This is a genomic window from Actinoalloteichus caeruleus (genome assembly GCF_049311605.1).
GTDB lineage: Bacteria > Actinomycetota > Actinomycetes > Mycobacteriales > Pseudonocardiaceae > Actinoalloteichus_B > Actinoalloteichus_B caeruleus.
Window position 1 is genome coordinate 346,455 of the sequence record NZ_CP186005.1, and the last position, 22,489, is coordinate 368,943.

General features: G+C 71.3%; 23 protein-coding genes. 17 read left to right on the forward strand and 6 right to left on the reverse strand.

Annotated features, from left to right (window positions below; all coding sequences use genetic code 11):
• Positions 1–11: 11 nt before the first annotated feature.
• Positions 12–896 carry an A/G-specific adenine glycosylase gene (locus tag ACOJVX_RS01595; RefSeq protein WP_418154280.1) on the reverse strand — a complete coding sequence of 295 codons (885 nt, stop codon included), beginning with the start codon at positions 894–896 and terminating at the stop codon, positions 12–14.
• A gap of 210 nt (positions 897–1,106) precedes the next feature.
• On the opposite strand from ACOJVX_RS01595, the gene ACOJVX_RS01600 reads away from it, so the two are divergent.
• Complete coding sequence (locus ACOJVX_RS01600; protein ID WP_418154281.1) at positions 1,107–1,841, forward strand: hypothetical protein; 735 nt, start codon at positions 1,107–1,109, stop codon at positions 1,839–1,841.
• 243 nt (positions 1,842–2,084) lie between these two features.
• Positions 2,085–4,319: an Ig-like domain-containing protein gene (locus ACOJVX_RS01605; RefSeq protein WP_422647187.1), complete on the forward strand. Its 2,235-nt coding sequence runs from the start codon at positions 2,085–2,087 to the stop codon at positions 4,317–4,319.
• Between the two features lie 24 nt (positions 4,320–4,343).
• Here ACOJVX_RS01605 and radA read toward each other — a convergent pair whose 3' ends face one another.
• The gene (gene radA, locus ACOJVX_RS01610; protein ID WP_026417593.1) at positions 4,344–5,738 is read right to left on the reverse strand and encodes a DNA repair protein RadA; all 1,395 of its coding nucleotides are present in this window, start codon (positions 5,736–5,738) and stop codon (positions 4,344–4,346) included.
• A 139-nt stretch (positions 5,739–5,877) separates the two neighbouring features.
• A complete protein-coding gene (locus ACOJVX_RS01615; protein WP_155886030.1) occupies positions 5,878–6,558 on the reverse strand; it encodes a hypothetical protein in 681 nt (226 codons plus the stop codon).
• 297 nt (positions 6,559–6,855) lie between these two features.
• On the opposite strand from ACOJVX_RS01615, the gene ACOJVX_RS01620 reads away from it, so the two are divergent.
• The 11 genes from ACOJVX_RS01620 to ACOJVX_RS01670 all read left to right on the forward strand — a co-directional run bounded on the left by ACOJVX_RS01620 (position 6,856) and on the right by ACOJVX_RS01670 (position 16,608).
• Entirely contained in the window at positions 6,856–7,344 is a 489-nt protein-coding gene (locus ACOJVX_RS01620) for a CarD family transcriptional regulator (RefSeq protein ID WP_016698477.1), read from the forward strand.
• A gap of 192 nt (positions 7,345–7,536) precedes the next feature.
• The gene (ispD, locus tag ACOJVX_RS01625) at positions 7,537–8,307 is read left to right on the forward strand and encodes a 2-C-methyl-D-erythritol 4-phosphate cytidylyltransferase (RefSeq protein WP_026417591.1); all 771 of its coding nucleotides are present in this window, start codon (positions 7,537–7,539) and stop codon (positions 8,305–8,307) included.
• 4 nt (positions 8,308–8,311) lie between these two features.
• A complete protein-coding gene (ispF, locus tag ACOJVX_RS01630; protein WP_030226214.1) occupies positions 8,312–8,782 on the forward strand; it encodes a 2-C-methyl-D-erythritol 2,4-cyclodiphosphate synthase in 471 nt (156 codons plus the stop codon).
• Between the two features lie 85 nt (positions 8,783–8,867).
• Complete coding sequence (locus ACOJVX_RS01635; protein WP_422647188.1) at positions 8,868–9,569, forward strand: HAD family hydrolase; 702 nt, start codon at positions 8,868–8,870, stop codon at positions 9,567–9,569.
• Between the two features lie 135 nt (positions 9,570–9,704).
• A complete protein-coding gene (cysS, locus tag ACOJVX_RS01640; RefSeq protein WP_030106777.1) occupies positions 9,705–11,126 on the forward strand; it encodes a cysteine--tRNA ligase in 1,422 nt (473 codons plus the stop codon).
• Positions 11,126–12,085 (forward strand): 23S rRNA (guanosine(2251)-2'-O)-methyltransferase RlmB, encoded by a 960-nt coding sequence (rlmB, locus tag ACOJVX_RS01645; protein WP_026417587.1) that lies wholly within the window; start codon positions 11,126–11,128, stop codon positions 12,083–12,085. Before cysS ends, rlmB begins: the two co-directional genes overlap by 1 nt.
• A 39-nt stretch (positions 12,086–12,124) precedes the next feature.
• The gene (locus ACOJVX_RS01650; RefSeq protein WP_422647189.1) at positions 12,125–13,558 is read left to right on the forward strand and encodes an MBOAT family O-acyltransferase; all 1,434 of its coding nucleotides are present in this window, start codon (positions 12,125–12,127) and stop codon (positions 13,556–13,558) included.
• Between the two features lie 151 nt (positions 13,559–13,709).
• Positions 13,710–14,213, forward strand: a complete 504-nt coding sequence (locus ACOJVX_RS01655) for a hypothetical protein (protein ID WP_418154287.1) — start codon at positions 13,710–13,712, stop codon at positions 14,211–14,213.
• Positions 14,214–14,254: 41 nt separating this feature from the next.
• A complete protein-coding gene (locus tag ACOJVX_RS01660) occupies positions 14,255–14,809 on the forward strand; it encodes a DUF3558 domain-containing protein (protein ID WP_422647562.1) in 555 nt (184 codons plus the stop codon).
• Between the two features lie 343 nt (positions 14,810–15,152).
• Complete coding sequence (locus ACOJVX_RS01665) at positions 15,153–15,707, forward strand: DUF3558 domain-containing protein (RefSeq protein ID WP_422647190.1); 555 nt, start codon at positions 15,153–15,155, stop codon at positions 15,705–15,707.
• Positions 15,708–16,053: 346 nt separating this feature from the next.
• The gene (locus ACOJVX_RS01670; protein WP_422647563.1) at positions 16,054–16,608 is read left to right on the forward strand and encodes a DUF3558 domain-containing protein; all 555 of its coding nucleotides are present in this window, start codon (positions 16,054–16,056) and stop codon (positions 16,606–16,608) included.
• A gap of 256 nt (positions 16,609–16,864) precedes the next feature.
• Here the strand turns inward: ACOJVX_RS01670 and ACOJVX_RS01675 are convergent, their stop codons facing one another.
• The gene (locus tag ACOJVX_RS01675) at positions 16,865–17,425 is read right to left on the reverse strand and encodes a hypothetical protein (RefSeq protein WP_026417583.1); all 561 of its coding nucleotides are present in this window, start codon (positions 17,423–17,425) and stop codon (positions 16,865–16,867) included.
• 134 nt (positions 17,426–17,559) lie between these two features.
• On the opposite strand from ACOJVX_RS01675, the gene ACOJVX_RS01680 reads away from it, so the two are divergent.
• The 4 genes from ACOJVX_RS01680 (at position 17,560) to ACOJVX_RS01695 (ending at position 20,604) form a co-directional block, all read left to right on the forward strand.
• Complete coding sequence (locus ACOJVX_RS01680) at positions 17,560–17,865, forward strand: type VII secretion target (protein ID WP_051313401.1); 306 nt, start codon at positions 17,560–17,562, stop codon at positions 17,863–17,865.
• A 57-nt stretch (positions 17,866–17,922) separates the two neighbouring features.
• Complete coding sequence (locus tag ACOJVX_RS01685) at positions 17,923–18,648, forward strand: hypothetical protein (protein WP_051313399.1); 726 nt, start codon at positions 17,923–17,925, stop codon at positions 18,646–18,648.
• Positions 18,645–19,052: a hypothetical protein gene (locus ACOJVX_RS01690; protein ID WP_026417580.1), complete on the forward strand. Its 408-nt coding sequence runs from the start codon at positions 18,645–18,647 to the stop codon at positions 19,050–19,052. The genes ACOJVX_RS01685 and ACOJVX_RS01690 overlap by 4 nt, the downstream gene beginning before the upstream one ends.
• A gap of 190 nt (positions 19,053–19,242) precedes the next feature.
• Positions 19,243–20,604, forward strand: coding sequence for an alginate O-acetyltransferase AlgX-related protein (locus ACOJVX_RS01695; RefSeq protein WP_162147268.1), 1,362 nt, complete (start codon positions 19,243–19,245; stop codon positions 20,602–20,604).
• Between the two features lie 128 nt (positions 20,605–20,732).
• Here the strand turns inward: ACOJVX_RS01695 and ACOJVX_RS01700 are convergent, their stop codons facing one another.
• Positions 20,733–21,587, reverse strand: a complete 855-nt coding sequence (locus ACOJVX_RS01700; RefSeq protein WP_026417578.1) for a metal ABC transporter permease — start codon at positions 21,585–21,587, stop codon at positions 20,733–20,735.
• Complete coding sequence (locus tag ACOJVX_RS01705) at positions 21,584–22,444, reverse strand: metal ABC transporter ATP-binding protein (protein ID WP_418154290.1); 861 nt, start codon at positions 22,442–22,444, stop codon at positions 21,584–21,586. The genes ACOJVX_RS01700 and ACOJVX_RS01705 overlap by 4 nt, the downstream gene beginning before the upstream one ends.
• Positions 22,445–22,489 lie beyond the last annotated feature (45 nt).

Here is a 22,489-nt window from a genome sequence, read left to right on the forward strand (position 1 = left end):
CGCGGAGGTCCTCAGCGCTCGCCTGGCAGCGCGAACAGGCCCTCGTCGGTCTGTTCCATCAACCCGTCGACGAGCAGGCTGTCCAGGCAGCGGTCCCGCTGGCCCGCGTCCGCCCACACCAGGTCGAGCCGGTGCCGCTCGACGGGCCGGTCCGACCCGCGCACCACGTCGAGCAGCAGCCCCCGCACCTGGCGGTCGGTCCCGGCGAAGCGCTGCACGGGTTTCGCCGGCCCGCTGTAGGCGGGGCGGCCGGCCCGCTGCCAGGCGCAGTCGGACAGGACGGGGCAGTCGGCGCACCTCGGCGACCGCGCGGTGCACACGATCGCGCCCAACTCCATCAACGCCGCCGAGTACCTGGCCGCCCTCGACTCGGCGGTGGGGAGCAACACCGCGACGTCCGCCAGGTCCCGTGTCGTCGACGGAGGACCGGCGTCCGCCGCGCCGTGCACCGCCCTGGCGACCACCCGCCGGACGTTGGTGTCGACGACGGGGGTGCGTTGACCGTAGGCGAAAGCGGCGACCGCCCGTGCGGTGTACGCGCCGATCCCGGGCAGCGCCAGCAGGACGTCCACGTCCGAGGGGACGACGTCGTCATGCCGTTCCGCGATCTCGGTGGCGGCCGCGTGCAGGCGCAACGCCCGCCTGGGGTAGCCGAGCTTGCCCCAGGCGCGGACGACCTCGCCCTGGGTCTCGGCCGCCAGGTCCGACGGGCGCGGCCAGCGCGCCATCCAGTTCAGCCAGACGGGTTCCACCCGGGACACCGGCGTCTGCTGGAGCATGATCTCGCTCACCAGGACGCCCCACGCGCTCGTGTCCGGATCACGCCAGGGCAGGTCCCTGGCGTGGACGTCGAACCAGGCGAGGACGGTGTCCGGCGGCAGTTCTCGGCTTCTCATGACGGTCTGATCCTGGCAGTGCGTCCGCGCGGGGACGACGCGGGGTGGCGGCCCCACACCCCACGGGTCCCGGGGGGTCGGCGCCTCACGGAGGGCCCTCGCCGGAACGGGGTTGAGTTCGACCACCCCGAAAACGGGTCATACGACACGCGTGGCTGAACGAAAGGCCATTGCTCCACCTGGAGTAGTGATCGGGTTACCGTCGGACGCGTGATCCAACCGACCGGCCCGCTGCCCCCCACCGTGTACTGGCGACGTCGCCTGGTCGCACTCGGTGGTGCGATCCTGGTCGTGGTCCTGGCGCTCTGGGCGGTGGCCGCCGCCTCCGGCGGCGAGGACACCGACCGGGCCGCGTCACACGAGGAGGCCCCGGTGAACCCGCCCGGCCACCCGCCGCCCTCCCCGGATGCCGGTCCCGGCCCGGCCACCAGCACCCCGTCAAGCCGTCCCGCCGGGTCCGAGGACCCGGCGGAGGACGGCGCCCCCGGTTCCGCCCGTCCCGGGACCAGCGGGGCCCCGGCGTCTTCCTCGGCCCCACCGGGACCCCCACCGGTGTGCCGAGACGAGGCGATCTCCGTGCGGGCGTCGAGCTCCGGACCCGAGCACCGGGTCGGGCAACGACCGGTCCTGAGCCTCCTCGTCACCAACGAGGGGACCGAGCCGTGCGCGAGGGACGTCAACCGGGAGCTGCGCGAACTGACCGTCACCACGGCGGACCAGCGGACCGTCCTGTGGTCCAGCAACCACTGCTACTCGGCGGACCAGCCAGAGGTGCCCGTGCTCGACCCCGGCGAGGAGCTGAACTTCGAGATCACCTGGGCGGGCAGGACCTCGGAACCAGGGTGTCCCACCGACCGGCAGCAGGTGCCGGCGGGGGACTACCTCCTGGTCCCCAGGCTGGGGGAGCTCGTCGGCGAACCGGTCCAGTTCCGACTCCTGCCCTGACCGGGCGGCCGGTGTCCCGCCAGCCCTCCCACCGTCGGCCCAGCTCGCCAGACCGCCCGTCGACCGCGCATAACTCCGCAGGTCACGGCGTTGTGTGCTTTTCGCATGCGAAAGCTAACGAGCCGAACACCGTTCAGCGTCTTTTCGCTCCCCACGCCGGTCGCGCACCGTCACGCGCGCTAGCTTCGCGACTATGTCGCCCAGCCGGGGAAGCGCCCCTGAACCGGGCCGGACACGGTGAGAGTGAGAAGACGCTTCACCGCCCGGCTGCTCGTCCTCCTGACCGCCGCGTCCCTCGGGACGGCGACCACGGTCGACGGGCCGACCGCGCGCGCACGGCCGAGCGAACCGCCCGCCCTCGTCGCCGCCGAGGACACGACGGCACCGATGAGCCCGGGCGAGCAGGCGGCCACCTACCCGGACGGGCTGTCCGAGGCTATCCGTCGAGACCTGGAGACCGACCCCCGCACCTACGCGGTGCGCGCCGTGCGGGCGGCCGCCGCCGCGGAGACCGCCGAGGAGCTGCGGGAGTCGCTGGGTGACCGATTCGGCGGAGCCTGGTTCGACCCGGACGACGGTGGCCTGAACGTGGCGGTCACCAGCCAGGACGCCGCTGAGACCGCGCGAGCCGCCGGAGCGCGGACACACCTCCGAGGGCTGGACGCCCGCAGGCTGTCCGAGGCCGCCGACCGTGTCCGGGACTGGGTGAGCGGGCTACCCGTGGACCAGGAGGCCCTGGTCCACGCCGTCGGCGTCAGCTCCAGGACCAGCACCGTCGAACTCACCGTCGTGAACAGCCCGACCGGGCGGGAACTCGCGGCCCGAGCACCCGAGGACGACGTCCGGGTCAGCGTCAGGGTCGCCGATCACCGGCCCCACCCCCAGCTCGACCTGTTCGGATGGGACGGGATCACCTCCCGCCGCGAGGACGGCGGCGCCGGGCGTCCCTGCTCGCTCGGGTTCAACGCACTCGACGCGGTGGGGCGGGCCACCTCCCTGACCGCCGGCCACTGCGGGCACGGGGGCGCCAGCCAGGTCAGGAGCCGACGGGACGGCAGCCTGATCGGCATCTTCGAGGCCGTGTTCTGGGACAGCCTCACCGGGGGCGGGCGCGGCCACGACCACGCGGTGGTCCGCATCACCGACCCGCGGTACCCCATGCGACCCGGTGTCACCGACCAGCGCGGTGACACCCTGCCCGTCGAGACCGTCGCCGCGCCGATCGAGGGCATGCCGGTCTGCGTGGTCGGCCAGACGTCCGGCTGGGAATGCGGCACGATCGACGCGGTGGAGGTGGACGTCCGGGTCGACGACCTCGCCGGGGGGCGCCACCGCCAGCTGACCTTCCAACACGACGCCTGCACCGCCTCCGGCGACAGCGGCGCTCCGGTCCTGTCCGGGACGGCGGCGATCGGTCTGCACTCCGCCGGAACGACCACACCCGGCGGTCACCGCTGCCCGACGGGGGTGGCCCGCACCGCCGGCTACGCCCAGCCCCTGGCGACCAGCGTCCTGCCGGCGCACGACGACGAGCTGCGCATCCTGACCACCTCCGACGACAGCGACGGCGACGGTGTCCCGGACCACATCGAGCTCGCCGACGACCCCACCGCCGTGCGCGACGAGAACGGCGACGGCGTCCCGGCCTACCTCGACCCGGACGAACCGCAGCTCAGGACGCCGGTCGTCACGTTCCCCGAGGACGGTTCCCGGCACACCGACCGGCTGCTGCCGCTGATCGGCACCGCGAAGCCGAGCGCCGAGGTGACCGTCGAGTACCGGGGGACCAGGACGACCACGGTCGCGCGAACGGACGGGTCGTGGCGCATCGACCCGGAGGAGGAACTGCCACTCGGCCGGTACGAACTCGCCGTCTCCCAGTTCTGGACCGCCCCGAACGGGAGCGAGTGGCAGTCCGGCCTCGTCATGACCTCCTTCGTCGTCTCCCCGCCAGAGCCCGAGATCAGCGCGCCGGTCACCGGCTGGCAGACCACGAACAGCCGCCCGGTGATCGCCGGGACGGGCACCCCAGGAGCCGACGTGTCCGTGTCGGTGGACGGGCACGTCGTGGGCGTCGCCACGGTCGGCGGGGACGGGCACTGGTCGGTGACACCCGCCGAACCCCTGCCGGACGGCGCCAGGACGGTGACGGTCGAACAGGAGGTGGACAGCGTGCTGTCCCAGCCCACGACCGGCACGCTCACCGTGGTGGGCTCGGGGAACGTGCCACCACCGGAGGTCCACGCCGGCCCCGAGGGGTCCGCGGTGGCCAAGCACGCCGAGCCCCGGGTCGTGGAGGGGACGCAGGGCGGCGGCAGCCAACCCAGCCGCTTCGTCGACCAGGCCGCCGAGGGTGAGGACGACGGACTGCTGCGGTTCCTCCCGCTGCTCACGGTCGCCGCCCTGGCCCTCGCGGTGGGCTCCGGCCTGACCTTCGGGCGCCGGCGGCGGGAGGGCGAGGACAACGTCGAGGTCTGAGCGGCTGTCGGGGCTGGCCGGCGGTCAGCCCCGCGCCAGGTCCCGGAGTGCCGCCAGCGCCGCGCCGAGGTGGGGCACCTCGGTGACCACGACGTCCTCCGGAACCCGACCCGAGTCCGGCGGCACCAGTGCCCGCCGGAAACCGAGCCGGCCCGCCTCGGCCAGTCGACGTCCCAGCCCGGTGACCCGGCGGACCTCGCCGGCGAGCCCGACCTCCCCCAGGACCACGAGGTCGGAGGGCAGGGCGACATCGGCCTTGGCTGAGGCCACGGCCAGCGCGAGCGCGAGGTCCGCCGCTGGTTCGGTCACCTTCATCCCACCCACGGTGGCGGTGAAGACGTCGGCGTCACCGAGCCGGACCCGACCGCGTCGCTCCAGGACGGCGAGGATCATCGACACCCGAGCGGAGTCCAGCCCGCTGACGGCACGTCTGGGCGTGGCCAGCGTGGAGGCGGCGACCAGGGCCTGGACCTCGGCGAGCAACGGCCGCTTGCCCTCCACGACGACGGTGACCGCCGTGCCGGGCACGGTCACCTCGCGGTCGCTGAGGAACAGCCCGGACGGGTCGGGGAGACCCACGATGCCGTCGTCCCGGAGTTCGAAGCAGCCGACCTCGTCCGCCGCCCCGAAGCGGTTCTTCACGCCCCGGATCATCCGCAGCGTCGAGTGGCGGTCGCCCTCGAAGTGCAGCACGACGTCGACCAGGTGTTCCAGCACCCGGGGGCCGGCCACGGAACCGTCCTTGGTCACGTGACCGACGAGGACCACCGGGACCCCGCGTTCCTTGGCCATCGCGGTCAGCGCCACGGTGACGGCCCGGACCTGGGTCATCCCGCCGGGGCCGCCATCGGCCTCCGGGGACTGCATCGTCTGGACCGAGTCCACGATGAGCAGACCGGGACGTACCGCGTCCACGTGCCCGAGAACGGCGGACAGGTCGCTCTCGGCACCGAGGTAGAGCCGTTGGTGCAGGCTGCCGGTGCGTTCCGCGCGGAGGCGCACCTGGCCGGCCGACTCCTCACCGGTGACGTACAGCGCCGGCTCGTCCGAGCTCGCCGCCCACTGGTGGGCGACCTCGAGCAGCAGGGTGGACTTCCCGACTCCCGGCTCACCGGCGAGCAGCACCACCGCCCCGGGAACGAGCCCGCCGCCCAGGACGCGGTCGAGTTCCGGCACGCCGCTCGGGCGGGCCCTGCTCGACTCGATGTCCACCTCGACGATTGGTCGCGCCGGGGTCGAGGGAGCCCCGGCGGCGAGGCGGCCCGCCCCGCTCACCCCGCTCGTCCGAGCGGCGGGCATCTCGCCGATGCTTCCCCACGCCTGGCACTCGGGGCACCGTCCCAGCCACTTGGCCACCTCGTGGCCGCATTCCGCGCACCGGTGCCGGGGTCGGGGGGCCCTGGTGTTCTTGGTCGCCACGACCCGCAAGGTAGGGCAACCGCCCGACGGGTCCGGTCAGGGGAGGGTGCCGCGCCCGGGGAGGTGGGCGCACGCTGACCGCCGGGACTGGGCGGGATGGCCGTCCCAGCTGCCGCGGGGGAGCGGGACGGCCGAGACGTCAGTCGCCGCGGGTCGCCGGCTCCGGGTCCTCGCCCACGGGCACCTGAACGCTCAGCGACCCGGCGTTCTCGAACTCGAACACCAGTTCCACGTTCACGCCGGGGTGGACCTCGTCGTGCAGGCCGACGAGGGTGAGGGAGAGCACACCGATGTCCGCGACGTCCTGGCCCGACTGGGCGGCGTCCGTCTCCGGCGCCGACTGGCTCATCTCGGCGGAGGGCTCCCCCGCCTCGGGAGTGGAGGTCTCCAGCTCGGAGGTCGCCTCACCCAGGCCCGTCGCCACCAGCTTGGTGCCGGCCGGCAGCGCGGTGTCGCCCTCGACCGTCACGGACTCGGCCGACGGGGACGTGACCGACAGCAGCGTGTCGGCGCCGGTGCCGCGGTTGACGATCGTGACCGAGACCGGGGCATCCGATCCCGCCGGGTAGGCGGGCGGGTCCTGCTCGGTGGGGAAGGTCAGCTTCGCGTCGCGGACCGCGATCGTTCCCGCATCCGCGTCGGCGCCCGCGATCACGGGCACCTGCGAGCCGGTCTGCGTGATCTGCCCGGCGCTGCACCCCGTGAGCAGCAGGGCGGCACCCAGTCCGAGCGCGGCGGGGAGCATGCCTACGCGACGCGTGCGGGACGGGAGCGTCCTGCTGGCGCCTCCGACTCCTGGTGCCTCCGGTGCGCCTGTCACGTGCGGTCCTCCCTCTGACCGGGACTGCGGTGGCATGTCCGTGGCGGTAGCTGACGTGTCGGCAGCCTATCCAAGGCTCACCAGCCGCTCACAACCAGATCCCATCAGGGGCGCACGTCCACCCGTTCGGTGCGTCAGCCTGGATCAACGGGTGGGGAAAGGGGCGTCACATGCATGGCGGTCCGGGGTTTGTCAACCCCGCGCACGGCCCCTGACCTGCAACAAGGGTTCGCCGGCTGCTCGGGGTCAGCTTGTGTCCCGTGTTAAGATGGGCGAAGCGAAAGGGGCAGAGGACACATGGTTTTCAAGGTCGGAGAGACCGTCGTCTACCCGCACCACGGTGCCGCTCTCATCGAAGCAATCGAAACCCGAGTAATTCAGGGCGAGGAGAAGCAGTACCTCGTTCTCAAGGTAGCCCAGGGCGACCTCACGGTGCGCGTCCCCGCCGACAACGCCGAAATCGTCGGTGTGCGGGATGTCGTGGGGCAGGAAGGGCTGAACCGGGTCTTCGAGGTGCTGCGTGCTCCGCACACCGAGGAGCCGACCAACTGGTCCCGGCGGTACAAGGCCAACCTGGAGAAACTCGCGTCCGGCGACGTGAACAAGGTTGCCGAAGTGGTGCGTGATCTGTGGCGGCGCGAGAAGGACCGGGGCCTGTCGGCTGGCGAGAAGCGCATGCTGGCCAAGGCGCGGCAGATACTGGTCAGTGAGCTGGCTCTCGCCGAGGGCACCGACGAAGGCAAAGCGGAGACGCTGCTCGACGAGGTCCTCGCGACCGCTTCCTGACCCCCACGGACTTCCGCGCCGTGGGGCTTCCGTTCCGCGGCTCACGGGGGACCGGCCGGAGTGGCCGGCTCCCGCTCGCGGAGGGGCTCGACGTGCCGGCCGTCCGCCGCCGGCCGGTGGTGGAGCCGCAGGCGGCGGGTTTTCGGTGGAGTCGTTGCGAGTGGAAGAACGTGTCATGGAACGGCGGTCGTGGTGACCGTCGTCGCACTGGTGCCCGCGGCCGGGCACGGGGTTCGGCTCGGCGCGGGCCGACCCAAGGCCCTCGTGACGGTCGCAGGTGAATCGTTGCTGGTCAGGGCAGTTCGTGGCCTGACCGAGTCAGGTTCTGTCGATCGGGTCGTCGTCGCCGCGCCGACGGACGAGGTGACCGAGGTGACCGGGCTGCTCGCGTCGTTCGGGCGGGCCGTGGACGTCGTCGCGGGAGGCGAGACCCGCACCGACTCGGTCGGGCTGGCCCTGCGGGCGGCGCTCACCGCCCTGCCGAACACGAGCGTGGTCCTGGTCCACGATGCCGCGCGGGCGTTCATGCCCACCTCGGTGATCAGGTCGGTGGTGGACACGGTCCGGGCCGGGGCGGGAGCCGTCACACCGGTGCTCCCGCTCGCGGACACCGTGAAGGAGGTCGACGCCACCGGCTTCGTCCGCCACACGCCCGACCGCGCCGTGCTGAGGCTGACCCAGACCCCGCAGGCCTTCGCCGTCGACGTGCTGCTGCGGGCTCACGGGCTGTCCGCTCGGACCAGCCCCGACGACCCGTCCCGAACCGGGCGATCCGGCGCGGGACCCGGCGCCACGGATGACGCCGGGCTGGTCGAGCGCCGTGGCGAGAAGGTCCTCACGGTTCCCGGCCACCCCCACGGGTTCAAGATCACCACCCCCTTCGACCTGGTGGTCGCCGAGGCACTGGCCGCTGCGACCGCGGGCGACCCCACACCGGAACGGAGCGCGACCAGCGGTGAGTGACCTGATGCCCAGGGTGGGGCTCGGCACCGACGTCCACCCGGTGCTCGCCGGCCGGGCCTGCTGGATGGCCGGTCTCCGCTGGGAGGGCGTCGACGGCTGCGCCGGTCACTCGGACGGCGACGTGGCCGCGCACGCGCTCTGCGACGCGGTCCTCTCCGCCGCGGGGCTGGGAGACCTCGGGGCAGTCTTCGGCACCGACTCCGACCGGTGGGCCGGCGCCCACGGCGTCGAGTTCCTGGCGGAGGCGAGGTCCCTGGCGGCCGAGGCGGGTTTCCGGCTCGGCAACGCGGCCGTGCAGGTGATCGGCAACGCCCCCCGCATCGGCCCCCGCCGCGCGGAAGCCCAGCGGGTGCTCTCCGAGGCCCTGGGCGGCCCGGTGAGCGTCACCGGGACCACCACCGACGGCCTCGGGCTGACCGGGCGGGGCGAGGGCGTCGCGGCGATCGCCACCGCACTGCTGCTCCCCGTGCGGTGAGCCGCCCGAGTCCGGCACGACGAAGGCGCGGGACGGCGGCAACAGGAGCGTGACCACCGCCCGCCGCCCGCCTAGGGTGGACGGCATGGCGATCGACGGGGTGCTCTTCGACTTCTCGGGAACCTTGTTCCGGTTGGAGCCGGACGGCTCCTGGTTCGACGGTTCCATCGGGGACCCCGGGATGATCATGGACTCGGCCGGGCAGGACCGGCTCCTGCGCGCGCTGATCGCCCCGACCGGTCCCGGGGCGGGGCTGCCAGCAGGGCTCCAACGGGCCTGGGAGCGGCGGGACCTCGAACCGGAGCTGCACCGGCTGGTCTACGTGGAGATCATGTGCGGCGCGGGGGTGTCCACCTCCCACGCGGAACACGTGTACGAGCTGATGCTGGACCCGGCCCACTGGCGCCCCTACCCGGACACCGAGGTCGTCCTGCGCGGCCTCCGCGACCGGGGGGTCAAGGTCGCGGTGGTCAGCAACATCGCCTGGGACATCCGGGCGTCCTTCGACCGGCTCGGGGTGGCGGACCTGGTGGACGCCTACGTGCTGTCCTACGTCGAGAACGCGGCGAAACCGGACCTGCGCCTGTTCCGCACCGCGTGCGACCGGCTGGGCCTGCCGGCCGGCCGGACGCTGATGATCGGGGACAGCGAGGAGGCCGACGGCGCCGCGGCGGCCCTGGGGTGCGACTTCCAGCTCGTGGAGCCGGCTCCGGTCGCCGACCGGCCGGACGCCCTGCTGCGGGCGCTGCGTGAGCGGGGTCTCCTTGACGAGACGGTCGTCGGGTAGGCGATCATGGTGGTGGCGGGCCGTCCCCTCGACTCGACCGGGAGCCGCGACCACCGCCCCCGGGTCGCCCGCCCAGCGGGTGGCCATCGCGCCCCGTGACCGGCTTCCGCGCGCTGCTTCCGTACCATCTCGGCTGTGAGCCTGCGCCTACACGACACCGGCACCCGCACGACCAGGGAGTTCCGTCCCCTCACCGAGGGGGCCGTGTCGATGTACGTCTGTGGGGCCACCGTCCAGGGCGCACCCCACATCGGCCACCTCCGCAGCGGGCTGAACTTCGACGTGCTGCGCCGCTGGCTGGAGGCGGACGGCTACCGCGTGACGATGGTGCGCAACGTCACCGACATCGACGACAAGGTGCTGCGCAAGGCTGAGGCGGCGGGTGTCCCGTGGTGGGAGTGGGCCGCCAGCAACGAACGTGCCTTCCAGGACGCCTACGACACGCTGAACTGCCTCCGGCCCGCCATCGAGCCAAGGGCGACCGGCCACGTCACGCAGATGGTCGAGCTGATGGAACGGCTGATCGATCGCGGCCACGCCTACGCCGCCGCCGGCGACGTCTACTTCTCGGTCACCAGCTGCCCCGACTACGGCACCCTGTCCGGTCAACGGCTGGACGAGATGCAGCAGGGCGAGACCGCGGCCGAGGGCAAGCGCGACCCCCGGGACTTCACCCTGTGGAAGGCGGCCAAGCCCGGTGAACCCTCGTGGCCGACCCCCTGGGGACCCGGGCGGCCCGGATGGCACCTGGAGTGCTCCGCCATGGCCACCTACTACCTCGGGGACCGGTTCGACATCCACGGCGGTGGCACCGACCTGGTCTTCCCGCACCACGAGAACGAGCTGGCCCAGTCGACCGCGGCGGGAGACCCCTTCGCGCGGTACTGGCTGCACAACAACTGGGTGACCATGGGCGGCGAGAAGATGTCCAAGTCACTGGGCAACACCCTCGCCGTCCCGGCCCTCCTCGAGCAGGTCCGGGCACCGGAACTGCGCTACTACCTGCTGACCGCCCACTACCGCTCGACCCTGGAGTTCCAGCACGAGGCCCTCCGGGAGGCGGCCACCGCCTACCAGCGGATCGAGGCCTTCGTCCGCCGTGCGGTGCGCGTCGCCGGGCAGCTCGACCCAGCCCTCGCGGTCGAGGCCCTGCCAGCGCGGCGCGGCGAGTTCGCCGAGGCGATGGACGACGACCTCAACGTGCCGAAGGCGCTGGCGATCATCCACAACCAGGTCCGGCACGGCAACCAGCTGCGCGCCGAGGGCGAATCCGAACGGCAGGCCCTCGCTGAACAGGCCGGCACAGTACGCTGGATGTTGCAGGTGCTCGGGCTTGATCCTCTCGACCCCCGGTGGGGCAACGCCGAGGCCTCGGAACTCCCGGCGACGGCCGCGCTGGACGCGCTGGTCGGACAGCTGCTCGCCGAGCGGCAGCGCAGCCGGGAGGAGCGTGACTTCGCCACCGCCGACGCGATCAGGGACCGACTGCTGGCCGTCGGCGTGGCTGTCGAGGACGGACCGGACGGACCGGTCTGGACGTTGAAGGGCACCAACTGATGGCAGGCAACTCCCAGCGCCGTGGCGCGATGCGCAAGCCGGGCACCAAGAAGGGCGCGGTCGTCGGCTCCGGCGGGCAGCGGCGCAAGGGGCTGGAGGGCAAGGGGCCGACTCCACCCGCCTCGATGCGTCCCAACCACCCCGCCAAGAAGCGGGCGGACGCCGCGAGGCGGCAGGAAGCCGCCCGGCAGCAGCGGGCGAGGGCGGCGGGCAACCAACCGGAGACGATCGCGGGTCGCAACCCGGTGGCCGAGTGCCTGCGCGCGGGTGTCCCGGCAACGGCGCTCTACGTCGCGTTGGGGATCGACGCCGACGACCGGGTCAGGGACGCGGTCGGCCTGGCCGCAGAGCGGGGCATCTCCGTGCTGGAGGTCGCCCGCACCGAACTCGACAAGATCACCCAGGGAGCCCTGCACCAGGGCCTGGCGCTCCAGGTGCCACCGTTCGACTACGCCCACCCCGACGACCTGCTCACCGCCGCCGAGGAGACCGGGCGCCCGCCGCTGCTGGTCGCGTTGGACGGCGTCACCGACCCGAGGAACCTCGGAGCGGTCATCCGCTCCGCCGCCGCCTTCGGGGCGCACGGTGTCGTCATCCCGCAGCGCCGCAGCGCGGGGATGACGGCCGTGGCCTGGCGCACCAGCGCCGGCACCGCCGCCCGCATCCCCGTCGCGATGGCGACCAACCTGACCAGGACCCTGAAGGACTGGGCGAAGCAGGGACTCATGGTCGTGGGACTGGACGCGGACGGGTCGGTCGAGCTCGACGACCTGTCCCTGGCCACCGACCCCTTGGTGATCGTGGTCGGGTCCGAGGGCCGGGGGCTGTCCCGGCTGGTCCGGGAGAACTGCGACGCCACCGTGTCGATCCCGATGGCCGCCGGAGTGGAGTCGCTGAACGCCTCCGTCGCGGCCGGTGTGCTCCTCGCGGAGGTCGCCCGGCGTCGCCGGCTGCGCTGACCCCACTCCTCCCGGCCGCGGCACAGACCTGGGGGAGTCATGTCGTTCGCCAGCCCGCTCTTTCTCTGGTACTTCATGCCCGCTGTCCTCGCGGTGCTGCTCGTCGCGCCGCGAGGGTGGCGCAACGGCGTCGTCGCCGTCGCCAGCCTGCTGTTCTACGCGAGCGGGGCCGGCGGTACGACGCTGCTGCTGCTGGTCTGCATCGCGGTGAACTACCTGGTCGCACCCGCCCTCGAACCGGACGAGTGGGATCTCGGGCGGGCCAGGAAGCGGTGGATGCTGATCGGCGTCATCACGCTGAACGTGTCCATCCTGTTCGTGTGGAAGTACGCCGGCTTCCTCACCGAGCAGGCCGCGGTGCTCGCCGGGTGGTTCGGCCTGGAAACCCCGGTGGTCGAGCTGGCCCTGCCCATCGGCATCTCCTTCTACACCTTCCACCACATCTCCTACGTGGTCGACATCTACCGGGGCGAGCGGCGGGCACTGCGGGACCCCGTGTCGTTCGTGACCTACATCTCGATGTTCCCGCAGCTGGTGGCGGGACCCATCGTGCGTTACCACGAGATCGCCGACCAGCTCCCTCAGCGGCGCACCCACCGGCTCGACGACATCGCCGCGGGCTTACCCCGGTTCGCGCTCGGCCTCACCAAGAAGGTCGTGGTCGCGGACTCCCTCGCCCCCGTCGCCGCCGCCTGCTTCGCCACGCCAGCCGACGAGATGACCTTCGCCGTCGCCTGGCTCGGAGCGATCACCTACACGCTCCAGCTGTACTTCGACTTCTCCGGCTACTCGGACATGGCCATCGGCCTGGGCCGGATGCTCGGGTTCCGGCTGCCGGAGAACTTCGCCCGGCCCTACTCCTCGGTGACCGTCACGGAGTTCTGGCGCCGCTGGCACATGTCCCTCTCCCGCTGGTTCCGCGACTACGTCTACATCCCCCTCGGCGGGAACAGGGGGGGCAAGCGGAAGACCTACCGCAACCTGTGGATCATCTTCCTGCTCACCGGGATCTGGCACGGAGCGAACTGGACCTTCGTCGTGTGGGGCCTGTTCCACGGCGCGTTGTTGGTCGCCGAGCGGGCCATGGGCTGGGACCGGGCTCCTGGCGGGACAGCCGCCGCCATCGGCCGCCGGGTGCTGACGATGCTGCTCGTGACCGCCGGCTGGGTCGTGTTCCGGGCACCCGACCTGTCCTCAGCGCTCAGCGTGCTGGCCAACATGCTCCTGCCGGACCTGTCCGGGCTCACCTACGACGTGGAGTCGGCGCTGAGCAACCAACGACTGTTGATCCTCGTGCTGGCCGCCACCGTGTTCCTGCTGCCCGGGCGGAGCGTGACGGGCCCCTACCTGGAGTCGGCCCGCACCCGGCCAGCGGCGGTGTTGCGCGTCGCCGTCGTCACCGCCGGTCTCTGCTACGCGGCCATCCTCGTCGCCACCGGCACCTTCAGCCCCTTCCTCTACTACCAGTTCTGACCCTGGGCGGGTTCCTTTCCCGGTGGGGAGACGGTTGCCCGGGTGTCCGTACGCAGCGTCTCGCGTCTCGCTCGACTTGGGGGTCACGCGCCGCCGAGGCGGCCCAGGTGCCTGCCATGCGGTGGGACGGGTTGGGCCGACCGTGGGTAGCGTGGATCGAACGGCCGGAATGTTGGTACCGGTGTTGATAGTTTCTGCCGTGGCGGTGCTTGTGGAGGGAGATCTGATGTACATCGAGGATGGCGGTGGGGGCACGCAGCCGGCGGCTATGCCCGAGGCCGGCAAGATGATGGGCAGCATCGGACGGTTCAGCGCGGCCGCTGCCGCCGGTAAGGTGTCGATCGATCCCGAGAGCGCCGAATCAATGGCGAGGAAGATCGACGCGATAGCCGTAAGAGCGAAGGACCGGCGGAACCGAGTCCGCACACTGGATCAGAACGTCCCCCTCGGTTCGAGCCCGGTGGCCCTGCAGATGTCCGCGCAGACCAGGCTCAGCGCGGCCGGGACGCCGCAGTCCGCCGAGGAGAATCTCGAGCTGTACATCGAGGCGTTGACGGAGTTGGCGGCGGCTATCCGAGCCAGTGCTCGGCGCACTCAGGCGGCGGATGAACAGACCGCAGCTGAGTTCAACAGGCTGGGAGAGGATGGAGCGTGAGGCGCAGGGGTGTGGGTGTGTGGGGAACAGTCCTGGGTCTGGTGGGACTACTGTCTGCCTGCACGAGCGCGGAACGAGGGACTGCGGTGGCCGTGGAGCCGACGGTGGGGTCCTCCCTTCCGGGGAGCGCCGATCCGTCGGTGGGTGGGAGTCCCGGTGAGCAGCCGGGGGTGGATGTGGCGGCGGAGCTGTCGGAGATGCTGCCCTGCGAAATCCTCAGTGACGAGGAAATGACCGCTCTGGGCTTCGACCCGGAGACCGCCACGTTCGATGACGTCGGCCTGTCCTACGACTGCCGCTACCGTTTTCCGGGCGGAGCGGATCCGGTTATGACGATTCACCTGAACTGGATGCGCGGCGTTGATCAGCTGAATCTGACGAACTACACGGTGGAGGAGATTGGTGTGGGTCCGTTGCGCGCGCTCCGCGTCATTGACAAACCCGCAGCGCAGCATTGTCAGATTTCAATGGACTTGAGTGAGCAGGCCCATGTGTCAGCTGTTGTGGATTACGCGGAGACACTCGAGGAGGCGTGCGCTCTAGCGGAGGACACCGCAGCGGCTGTGGAGCCGTTGTTGCCTCGGTCTTCGGGCTGACCAGGATGACGGTGGTGTTCCTCGGGTGTGGGTGATCCAAACCGAGACACTCCCGAATCCTTGGTGCTCCGAGGGCACTGCTCTCATTCAGTCCTCGTTGTGGGCGGCGGGCAATGGCATGTGGGATGTCCGTGGTGAGGTGGCGGCCGGTAGTTCGGCTCCACGCTGTCCCATAAGGGACTGCCCACATCGAGGCGTTGACGGAGTTGGCCGCGGCTATCCGAGCCAGTGCTCGGCGCACTCAGGCTGCGGATGAACAGAACGCAGCCGAGTTCAACCAGCTGGGAGAGGATGGAGCGTGAGGCGCAGGGGTGTGGGCTTGTGGGGAACAGCCCTGGGGCTGGTGGGACTGCTGTCTGCCTGCGCGAGCGCGGAACGAGGGACCGCGGTGGCCGTGGGGCCGACGGTGGGTTCCTCCCTTCCGGGGAGCGCCGACCCGTCGGTGGGTGGGAGTCCCGGAGAGCAGCCGGGGGTGGATGTGGCGGCGGAGCTGTCGGAAATGCTGCCCTGCGAAATCCTCAGCGACGAGGAAATGACCGCTCTGGGCTTCGACCCGGAGACCGCCACGTTCGATGACGTCGGCCTGTCCTATGCCTGTAGCTACCGTTTGTCAAGTGGGGGACTCACGCTCATGGCCATCGACCTCAATTGGAAGCGAAGCGTTGATCAATTAGACTTGACTAATTATACATCCGAGGAGACAAGTGTAGGGTCGTTGCGGGCGCTCAGGATCGTTGAAAAATCTGAATCGGAGCACTGTCAGATGTCGGTGGCGCTTAGTTTGCAGGCCCATGTAACAATCTCCGTGCATTATGCGGGGACGGCCGAGCAGGCTTGTGAACTGGCGGAACAGGTGGCGGCGGCGGTGGAGCCCGAGCTGCCTCGGTCCTCGGGGTAACCGGGAAAACGGTACTAGTCCACGAGTGGGGGTGACTCCCCTCGACCGAGGTGGTTCGATGGGAAGAGTTTTCGTTTCTCATCATGCCTGGCTCGGAGGCTGGGGTCGTTTGGCTTTCGCGCTCCCCTCATGGACTGGGATTCGGTAAGGGGGAGCCTGACCGGTGGCGATTTCAGCACGGCTGCCATGCTATTCAGGCGTTGACGGAGTTGTCGGCGGCCGTCCGGGCCAGTGCTCGGCGTACTCAGGCTGTGGATGAGCAGAACGTGACTGCGTTTGACCGGCTGGGAGGGGATGGGGCGTGAGGCGCAGGGGTGTGGGTGTGTGGGGAACAGTCCTGGGGTTGGTGGCGTTGTTGTCTGCCTGCGTGAGTGCGGAGCAGGGGACTGCGGTCGCGGTGGGTCCCACGGTGGAGTCCTCCGTGGCGGAGAGTGCTGATCCGTCGGTGGGTGGGGGTCCCGGCGAGGAGCCGGGGGTGGATGTGGCGGCGGAGCTGTCGGAGATGCTGCCCTGCGAAATCCTCAGCGACGAGGAAATAACCGCTCTGGGCTTCGACCCGGAGACCGCCACGTTCGATGGCGTCGGCCTGTCCTACGACTGCCGCTACCGTTTTCCGGGCGGCGAGCGTCCGGTTATGACGATTCACCTGAACTGGATGCGCGGCGTTGATCAGCTGAACCTGACGAACTACACGGTTGAGGAGATTGGTGTGGGTCCGTTGCGCGCGCTCCGCATCATTGACGAAATACCGTCAGAACATTGTCAAATTTCGGTGGACCTGAGTGAGCAGGCCCATGTGTCAGTTTATGTGCATTACGCGGGAACAGTCGAGCACGCGTGTGCTCTAGCGGAGGACACCGCGGCGGCGGTGGAGCCTGTGCTGCCTCGCTCCCCCAGCTGACCGCAGCCGATGGGCGTGCTCGCCGGCCGTGTGCGTTGTCCGTCGAACCGCCCTGCGTGTTCGCTGGCGGAACGGGTGAGCTGGGAGGCGGAACGCGTGCCCTCCCGCCGACTGGTGGTCGTGGGTGCGGACCCGCCACTCGTCGACGAACCGGGTCAGGGCCGCGGTAGCGACCCGCTCCGCCGAAGAGGAACGGGCGGGGGGAGGAACGGAACCGGCGGCCACGCGCTGCCCGGCGACGGGGTGGGTGGGACTGTCAGCGAGGGCCTTCGCGAGGGCCGCCGAGTGCGGCCAGTTCGGTGGCGAAGGCGGGATGCGGCTGGGCGAACCGCACCCACTGCCCGTCCGGCGTGACTTCGGCGGAGAGCACCGCGTTCCAGCCGGAGCGGCCGAAGACGAAACCGGAGCAGATCACGGCGGCCACCCCGAGGACGATGGGGAGGCCGAGCAGCGGCTGCGGTTCCCCGAGAGCCAGGAAGGTCACGACCGCCGCGAGGGCGACGGCGAGGCCCCCGAACAGCAGGGCCCGTGCCGTGCCGCGCAGCCGGGATCGGTGGGCGAGGCACGACTCGCAGAGCGGCCAGCCGGTGAGGGAGACCCCGCGCTGGTTCTGCGCGTTCTCCGCGACGCGGGCGGCGATGCTGACCGCTCCCGCCTGGGCGGGAGTCCCCTTGGTGGTGGGGCGTGTCACCAGCGCGACGTCCTGCCAGGAGCTGGCGGGCGCGCCGTGCCTCGCGCAGCGCCCGGGACGTCGGCGTTCGGCGGCGAGCCAGGCCGCCGGAACGACGAGGGGCTCGTCACCCCGGTGTGGCGCCATCGGTCCTCCCGTCTCGGTACCGACGCCGGTGGGCGCGGCGTTCGGCGGAGATCCTCTCATTGTTTTGGCCCAGGGTTCACTCCTTTCGGAGTACGGTCAGGCCCGGCAGCACTGGGTGAGATGGGGCAGACCACATGGAATTCGAAGCCAGGACGGACAGCATCCGGGCCTTCGCCGACCGGGTGGACGGTCTGGGGCAGGACGTGCCGAACGCCACGAGTTACATCAGCACGCACCTGGACATCGGTTACGCGGACGCCCGGCTCTTCGCGACGATCGCCGCCGCGTGTGACAGCGCCAGGGAGGCGCTGCTCACCAGCTACGAGCACCTGCGGAGCATCTCCGAGGAGTCCGCGGCCGAGCTGCGTGGCGCGGCGACGATGTACGACAACACCGACGAGGACGAGGCTCGGCGACTGGACGCCACCTACGCCGGCTGAACATCGGAACCGGTCGCGGCCGTCCGCCGCCAGTGAGAAGGGAACGAGGAACACATCGTGGCCGACACGCCGTCGAGCAATCTGACCGAGCCGGTGCCCGAGACGCTGGTGCCGGGCGGTATCGCGAACGTGCTGGGTGCCAGCCAGTACCTGAGCCCGACCTACTGGATCAGTGAGCTGACGAACCTGATCTGCGGTACCAACCCCACGGAGTGGATCGCCCAGCAGTACGTGGGCGACTGGGAGCAGGCATCCAAGGCGGGGGGCGCGCTCGCGAACCTGGCCGAGTTCAACACCGACTTCGCGGCGGACGTGAGGGGCGCCACCGAGGACGTCGCCCACGACTGGACCGGGAACGCCGCCGACCAGGCCACCGGTTACCACCACCAGCTGGTCGACGCGCTGAACGCGCAGGTCGACGACCTCAAGGACGTGGCGCACCAGTTCCAGACGATGGCGCAGGGCGTGTCCTCCACGACGAACGCCATCAAGAGCACCTTCGAGGGGCTCTGCGACACGATCATCGCGGCCGCGATCAGTGCGGCCGCCGCGGCCGCGACCAGCTGGACCGTGGTCGGCGGCATCATCGGTGGCTCCGCCACCGCCGCGGCGATCGCCAACGGCGTCCGGCTCTGGGCGAAGATCATCGAGCTGATGGGGACCGCCTGGGACATCGCGCAGGCCTTCTCCGGCACGGTCGCCGGTTACCTGGGCGGTCTGCGCGGAGTAGCCGACCACGAGCTGCCCGCCGGCGGCTACGACCACCCGGGGGTGAACCGGTGAGCAGTCCGGAGCAGGAGCCGATGATGGACGTGGCGGGCGGGGATCCGGCCCTGTCCCGACACCTGCGTGACTCGTTGAAGGTGCTGCGCGACGCCAGCGACAACCCGGAGTTCCAGCGGTTGGCCGACGACATCATCGCCGGTCGGCAGGGCCTGCGGGCGGCCGCCACCTCCGACCTGTTCGCGCAGGCGATGGCGCCGCACGTCGGGCAGTTCGTCGAGCGCTACGAGCAGCTCTCCGAGGAGGAACGGGAGGAGCTGGCCCGGCAGGGGGAACGGCAACTCGCCGAGCAGCGGGAGGTCATCGCCGAGGAACGCCGCGAGGCCGAGCGGCGGGCGAGGCGGCGGGACGACGACGATGACGACGACGAGGGCGGCGGCGGCTTCCTCCAGCGCGGTTGGTGATCTCCGTGGCCCGTGCGAGGGTGTGGCGGCCAGCCCTCACGGTCGGCGGCGGACCTCGTCACCCACCTCTCGGCGGGTGGCGAGCCCAGTCCCGGGCAGGTGCGGACGGACGGCCGTCGCGCACCGCTGGTGGCCGGGCGAGATCCGGGTTTCCGACCTGGGGAGAACCCCGGCTCGTTACCGTGTAGTGGTGGTAGCGCAGGGGAGCCGGGAGTCCACGGGCTGGCAGCCGAGCACTCCGGGGCCGGAGGAGCCGCCGGGCGGCCAGGGCCTGCCCGAGGTGCACGAGTCCTGGCTGCCGAGGGAGCACTCGCTGTACCGCCCGAGGCACGGTGGCAGGCAGCTGGTCGCCCTCGTGTCCGCCGCGGTGTTCTTCGGTGCCCCGTTGGCCGCGTACGCGGTGGGAGCGCGGGCGGCGGAGATCGAGAACCGCCCGCTGGTCGAGTTCCCGTCACTCTCGGAGGGCTGGGGTTTCGTCACCGGCCTGTCCCAGTGGGCCACGGACAACCTCGTCTTCCGCGAGGCGGCGGTCCACGCGGCGGACGGCATCAGTCGGGGGGTCTTCGACGACGGTTCGCCGTTCGGTGGCCAGCGTGGCGGCTCCCCGCTCGACCAGGGGCCGATCGCTCCGCCCGTCCCGCAGGAGGACACGCCCCCCTCGGAGGACGGCCCGTTGATCCTCGCAGAGTCCAGCGAGGTCATCGAGGGCAAGGAGGGGTGGCTCTACTACGGCTACGACATCGAGGGGAAGTGCTCCCAGAACCGTCCGATCGACGACACCATCGACGGCATGCGTGAGCTGCGCCGGGTGGTGGAGGAGTCCGGCCGACGGCTGGTGGTGCTGGTCGTGCCGGACAAGAGCACCGTGGTCCCGGAGTACATGCCGGACCAGTACCCCGGGATGGACTGCGCCGAGGAGGTGCGGGACGAGCTGTGGCAGCGGTTACCGGACGAGACCGGCGCGATCGATCCCCGGGTGAACCTGATGCAGGGCGGAACCGCCGCCTCCACCTACCACCGGCTGGACACGCACTGGAACGACGAGGGCGCCATCATCGGGCTGCGGCGGATCGCCGAGGCGGTCCAGCCGGGGGTGACGCGGTCCTGGCGCACCGTTCCCGACGGCCGGTGGGACCACAGTCCTGACCTCCCGCCGCTCCTCGGGCGCGCGGAGACCGAGGAGACGACCCGGTTCCAGCTGCGACCGGACGGCCGGACGGACCGCACCCGGGCGCGCACCACCCGGATCACCGAGCCGGTGCGTTTCGAGTCGGAACCGATCGAGGGAACCGTCCCCGAGAAGGTCGCGATGCTCGGTGACTCCTTCATGATCTCCACCAGCCGCTACGTCCCCGCCGCCTTCAACGATCTGACGTTGATCAGTTACACCGTCGCGCACACCGACCGCCAGCTCATGTTGGACGTGCTCGCCGACAGCGAGGTGATCGTCGTGCAGGCGGTGGAGCGGGTGTTGGCCAGCGGGGTGGCTCCCTTCGCCGATCCCGAGGTGGTGGCCGACATCGAGCGGACCCTGTCGGCCAACCCGCGCTGAGGCCTGGCGGGCGGGACCTGGCGGAGGTGGCACCGCCGGCTTCCTCGCCGGCCTGGCGCCTCCCGTGCCGCTCCGGACCCCGCCTCCTCGCCCTCCGGGGCTGGGCGGCGCGAGGACGGGCCTCCCGATCAGCCGGACGCGACCAGCCGGCGGTGTCTCGCGCCGCCCACGAACCGGCAGACGAGGTAGATCAGGAACGAGATGGCGGTGACGAAGCTGCTGATCGGCACGCCAGGGGCCAACGAGAGCACGATGCCACCCAGGACGGCGATCTCGGCGAAGACGACGGCGAGGAGCGCGGCGAGGGCGGGGTTGGCGGTCACACGGGACGCGGCGGCGCCGGGCGTGACCATCAGGGAGAGCACCAGCAGCGCGCCGACGATCTGCACGGCCAGGGCGGTGGCGATGCCCACGAGCACCGCGAACACGGGTGTGAGCACCCGCACCGGGACCCCCCGCGCCACGGCGACACCAGGGTCGACGCTGGCGAACAGCAACGGGCGGTAGAGCAGCGCGAACACCAGGATCACCGCGAGCGCGGAGACCGAGAGCAGCACGATCCCCGTGGAGCTGACGCCCACGATCTGCCCGACCAGCAGGCTGAACTTGCTCGACGCCCGCCCCGGGTACAGGGAGAGCAGGAGCACGCCCAGCCCGAGGCCGAACGCCAGCACCGCGCCAATCACCGAGTCGCGTTCGCTGCCCCGCTGCCCGAGGAGCCCGAGGATGAGCGCGGCGACCACCGCGCCGAGCAGGGCGCCGGTGCCCACGCTCCAGCCGAGGAGCAGGGCGGCGGCGGCGCCGGTGAAGGCCAGCTCCGCCGTGCCGTGGACCGCGAAGGACATGTTCCTGGCGACCACGAGGGGGCCGAGCACGCCGGACACCAGGCCGAGGACCGCCCCAGCGAGGAGGGCGTTGCGCACGAATCCGAGCTCGAGGAGGTTCAGCGTCGTGTCGATGTCGAAGAGGGCGTCGAGGTTCACGGCTGTCGTCCCTCGGTCTCGTCGGAGACGTGGTGCGGTTGTTCGGTCTCCAGACCGCCGCCGAGGTCGACGCGGTGCCCGCTCTCGGCCATCACCATGATCCGGTCGCCGAGCCGCAGGACGCGCACCGGCGTCCGGTACAGCTCCGACAGCACCTCGGAGGTCATCACCTCGTCGGGCGGGCCGATCCGGAACCGTCCGTCCACCAGGTAGAGCACCCGGTCCACCACCGGCAGGACGGGATTGATCTCGTGGGTGACGAAGACGACCGCGGCGTCCCTGTCCCGTGCGGACTCGGCGATGAGCTCGCTCACCATCCGCTGGCTCGCGAGGTCCAGGGAGAGGAGGGGTTCGTCGCAGAGCAGGACGTCGGGGGCGCCCACCAGCGCCTGCGCGACCCGCAGCCGTTGTTGTTCCCCACCGGAGAGCAGACCGAGGGGTCTCGACGCGTACCCGGTGGCGTTCACGGCCTCGACGGCCTCGCGGACCCGCCGCCGTCGGTCGGTCCGGCCTCGCAGTCCCAGCCCCCACCGGTGGCCGTCCAGGCCGAGGCCCACCAGGTCCGTCCCCCGCACGGTGACGGTGCTGTCCACCGCCCGCTGCTGCGGGATGTACCCGATGCGGCGGGAACCGCGGCGGACCGCGGTGCCGCCGATCTCGACCTCGCCGCCGCTGAGGGGCTGGAGGCCGAGGAGCACCCGGAGGAGGCTGGTCTTGCCCGAGCCGTTGGGACCGAGCACGGCGACGAACTCGCCTGGCATCACGTCGAGGTCGAGCCCGTCCCACAGCACGCGGTCGCCGTAGGCGAGGCGGGCCGAGCGCAGCCGCACGGCTGGCGGGCGGTCATCGTGGATCATGGTTTCCGTCCGGTGGGCAGGGGCCGGTGGACGTCCCGGTCGAGC

What these genes read in the sequence shown, in the direction of transcription:
- ispF (WP_030226214.1), top strand. Translation starts at nt 8,312, where the DNA reads ATGCCCAGGGTGGGGCTCGGCACCGACGTCCACCCGGTGCTCGCCGGC.
- ACOJVX_RS01675 (WP_026417583.1), bottom strand. Translation starts at nt 17,425, where the DNA reads ATGGCGCCACACCGGGGTGACGAGCCCCTCGTCGTTCCGGCGGCCTGG.
- ACOJVX_RS01650 (WP_422647189.1), top strand. Translation starts at nt 12,125, where the DNA reads ATGTCGTTCGCCAGCCCGCTCTTTCTCTGGTACTTCATGCCCGCTGTC.
- ACOJVX_RS01635 (WP_422647188.1), top strand. Translation starts at nt 8,868, where the DNA reads ATGGCGATCGACGGGGTGCTCTTCGACTTCTCGGGAACCTTGTTCCGG.
- ACOJVX_RS01620 (WP_016698477.1), top strand. Translation starts at nt 6,856, where the DNA reads ATGGTTTTCAAGGTCGGAGAGACCGTCGTCTACCCGCACCACGGTGCC.
- ACOJVX_RS01705 (WP_418154290.1), bottom strand. Translation starts at nt 22,444, where the DNA reads ATGATCCACGATGACCGCCCGCCAGCCGTGCGGCTGCGCTCGGCCCGC.
- rlmB (WP_026417587.1), top strand. Translation starts at nt 11,126, where the DNA reads ATGGCAGGCAACTCCCAGCGCCGTGGCGCGATGCGCAAGCCGGGCACC.
- ACOJVX_RS01680 (WP_051313401.1), top strand. Translation starts at nt 17,560, where the DNA reads ATGGAATTCGAAGCCAGGACGGACAGCATCCGGGCCTTCGCCGACCGG.
- ACOJVX_RS01595 (WP_418154280.1), bottom strand. Translation starts at nt 896, where the DNA reads ATGAGAAGCCGAGAACTGCCGCCGGACACCGTCCTCGCCTGGTTCGAC.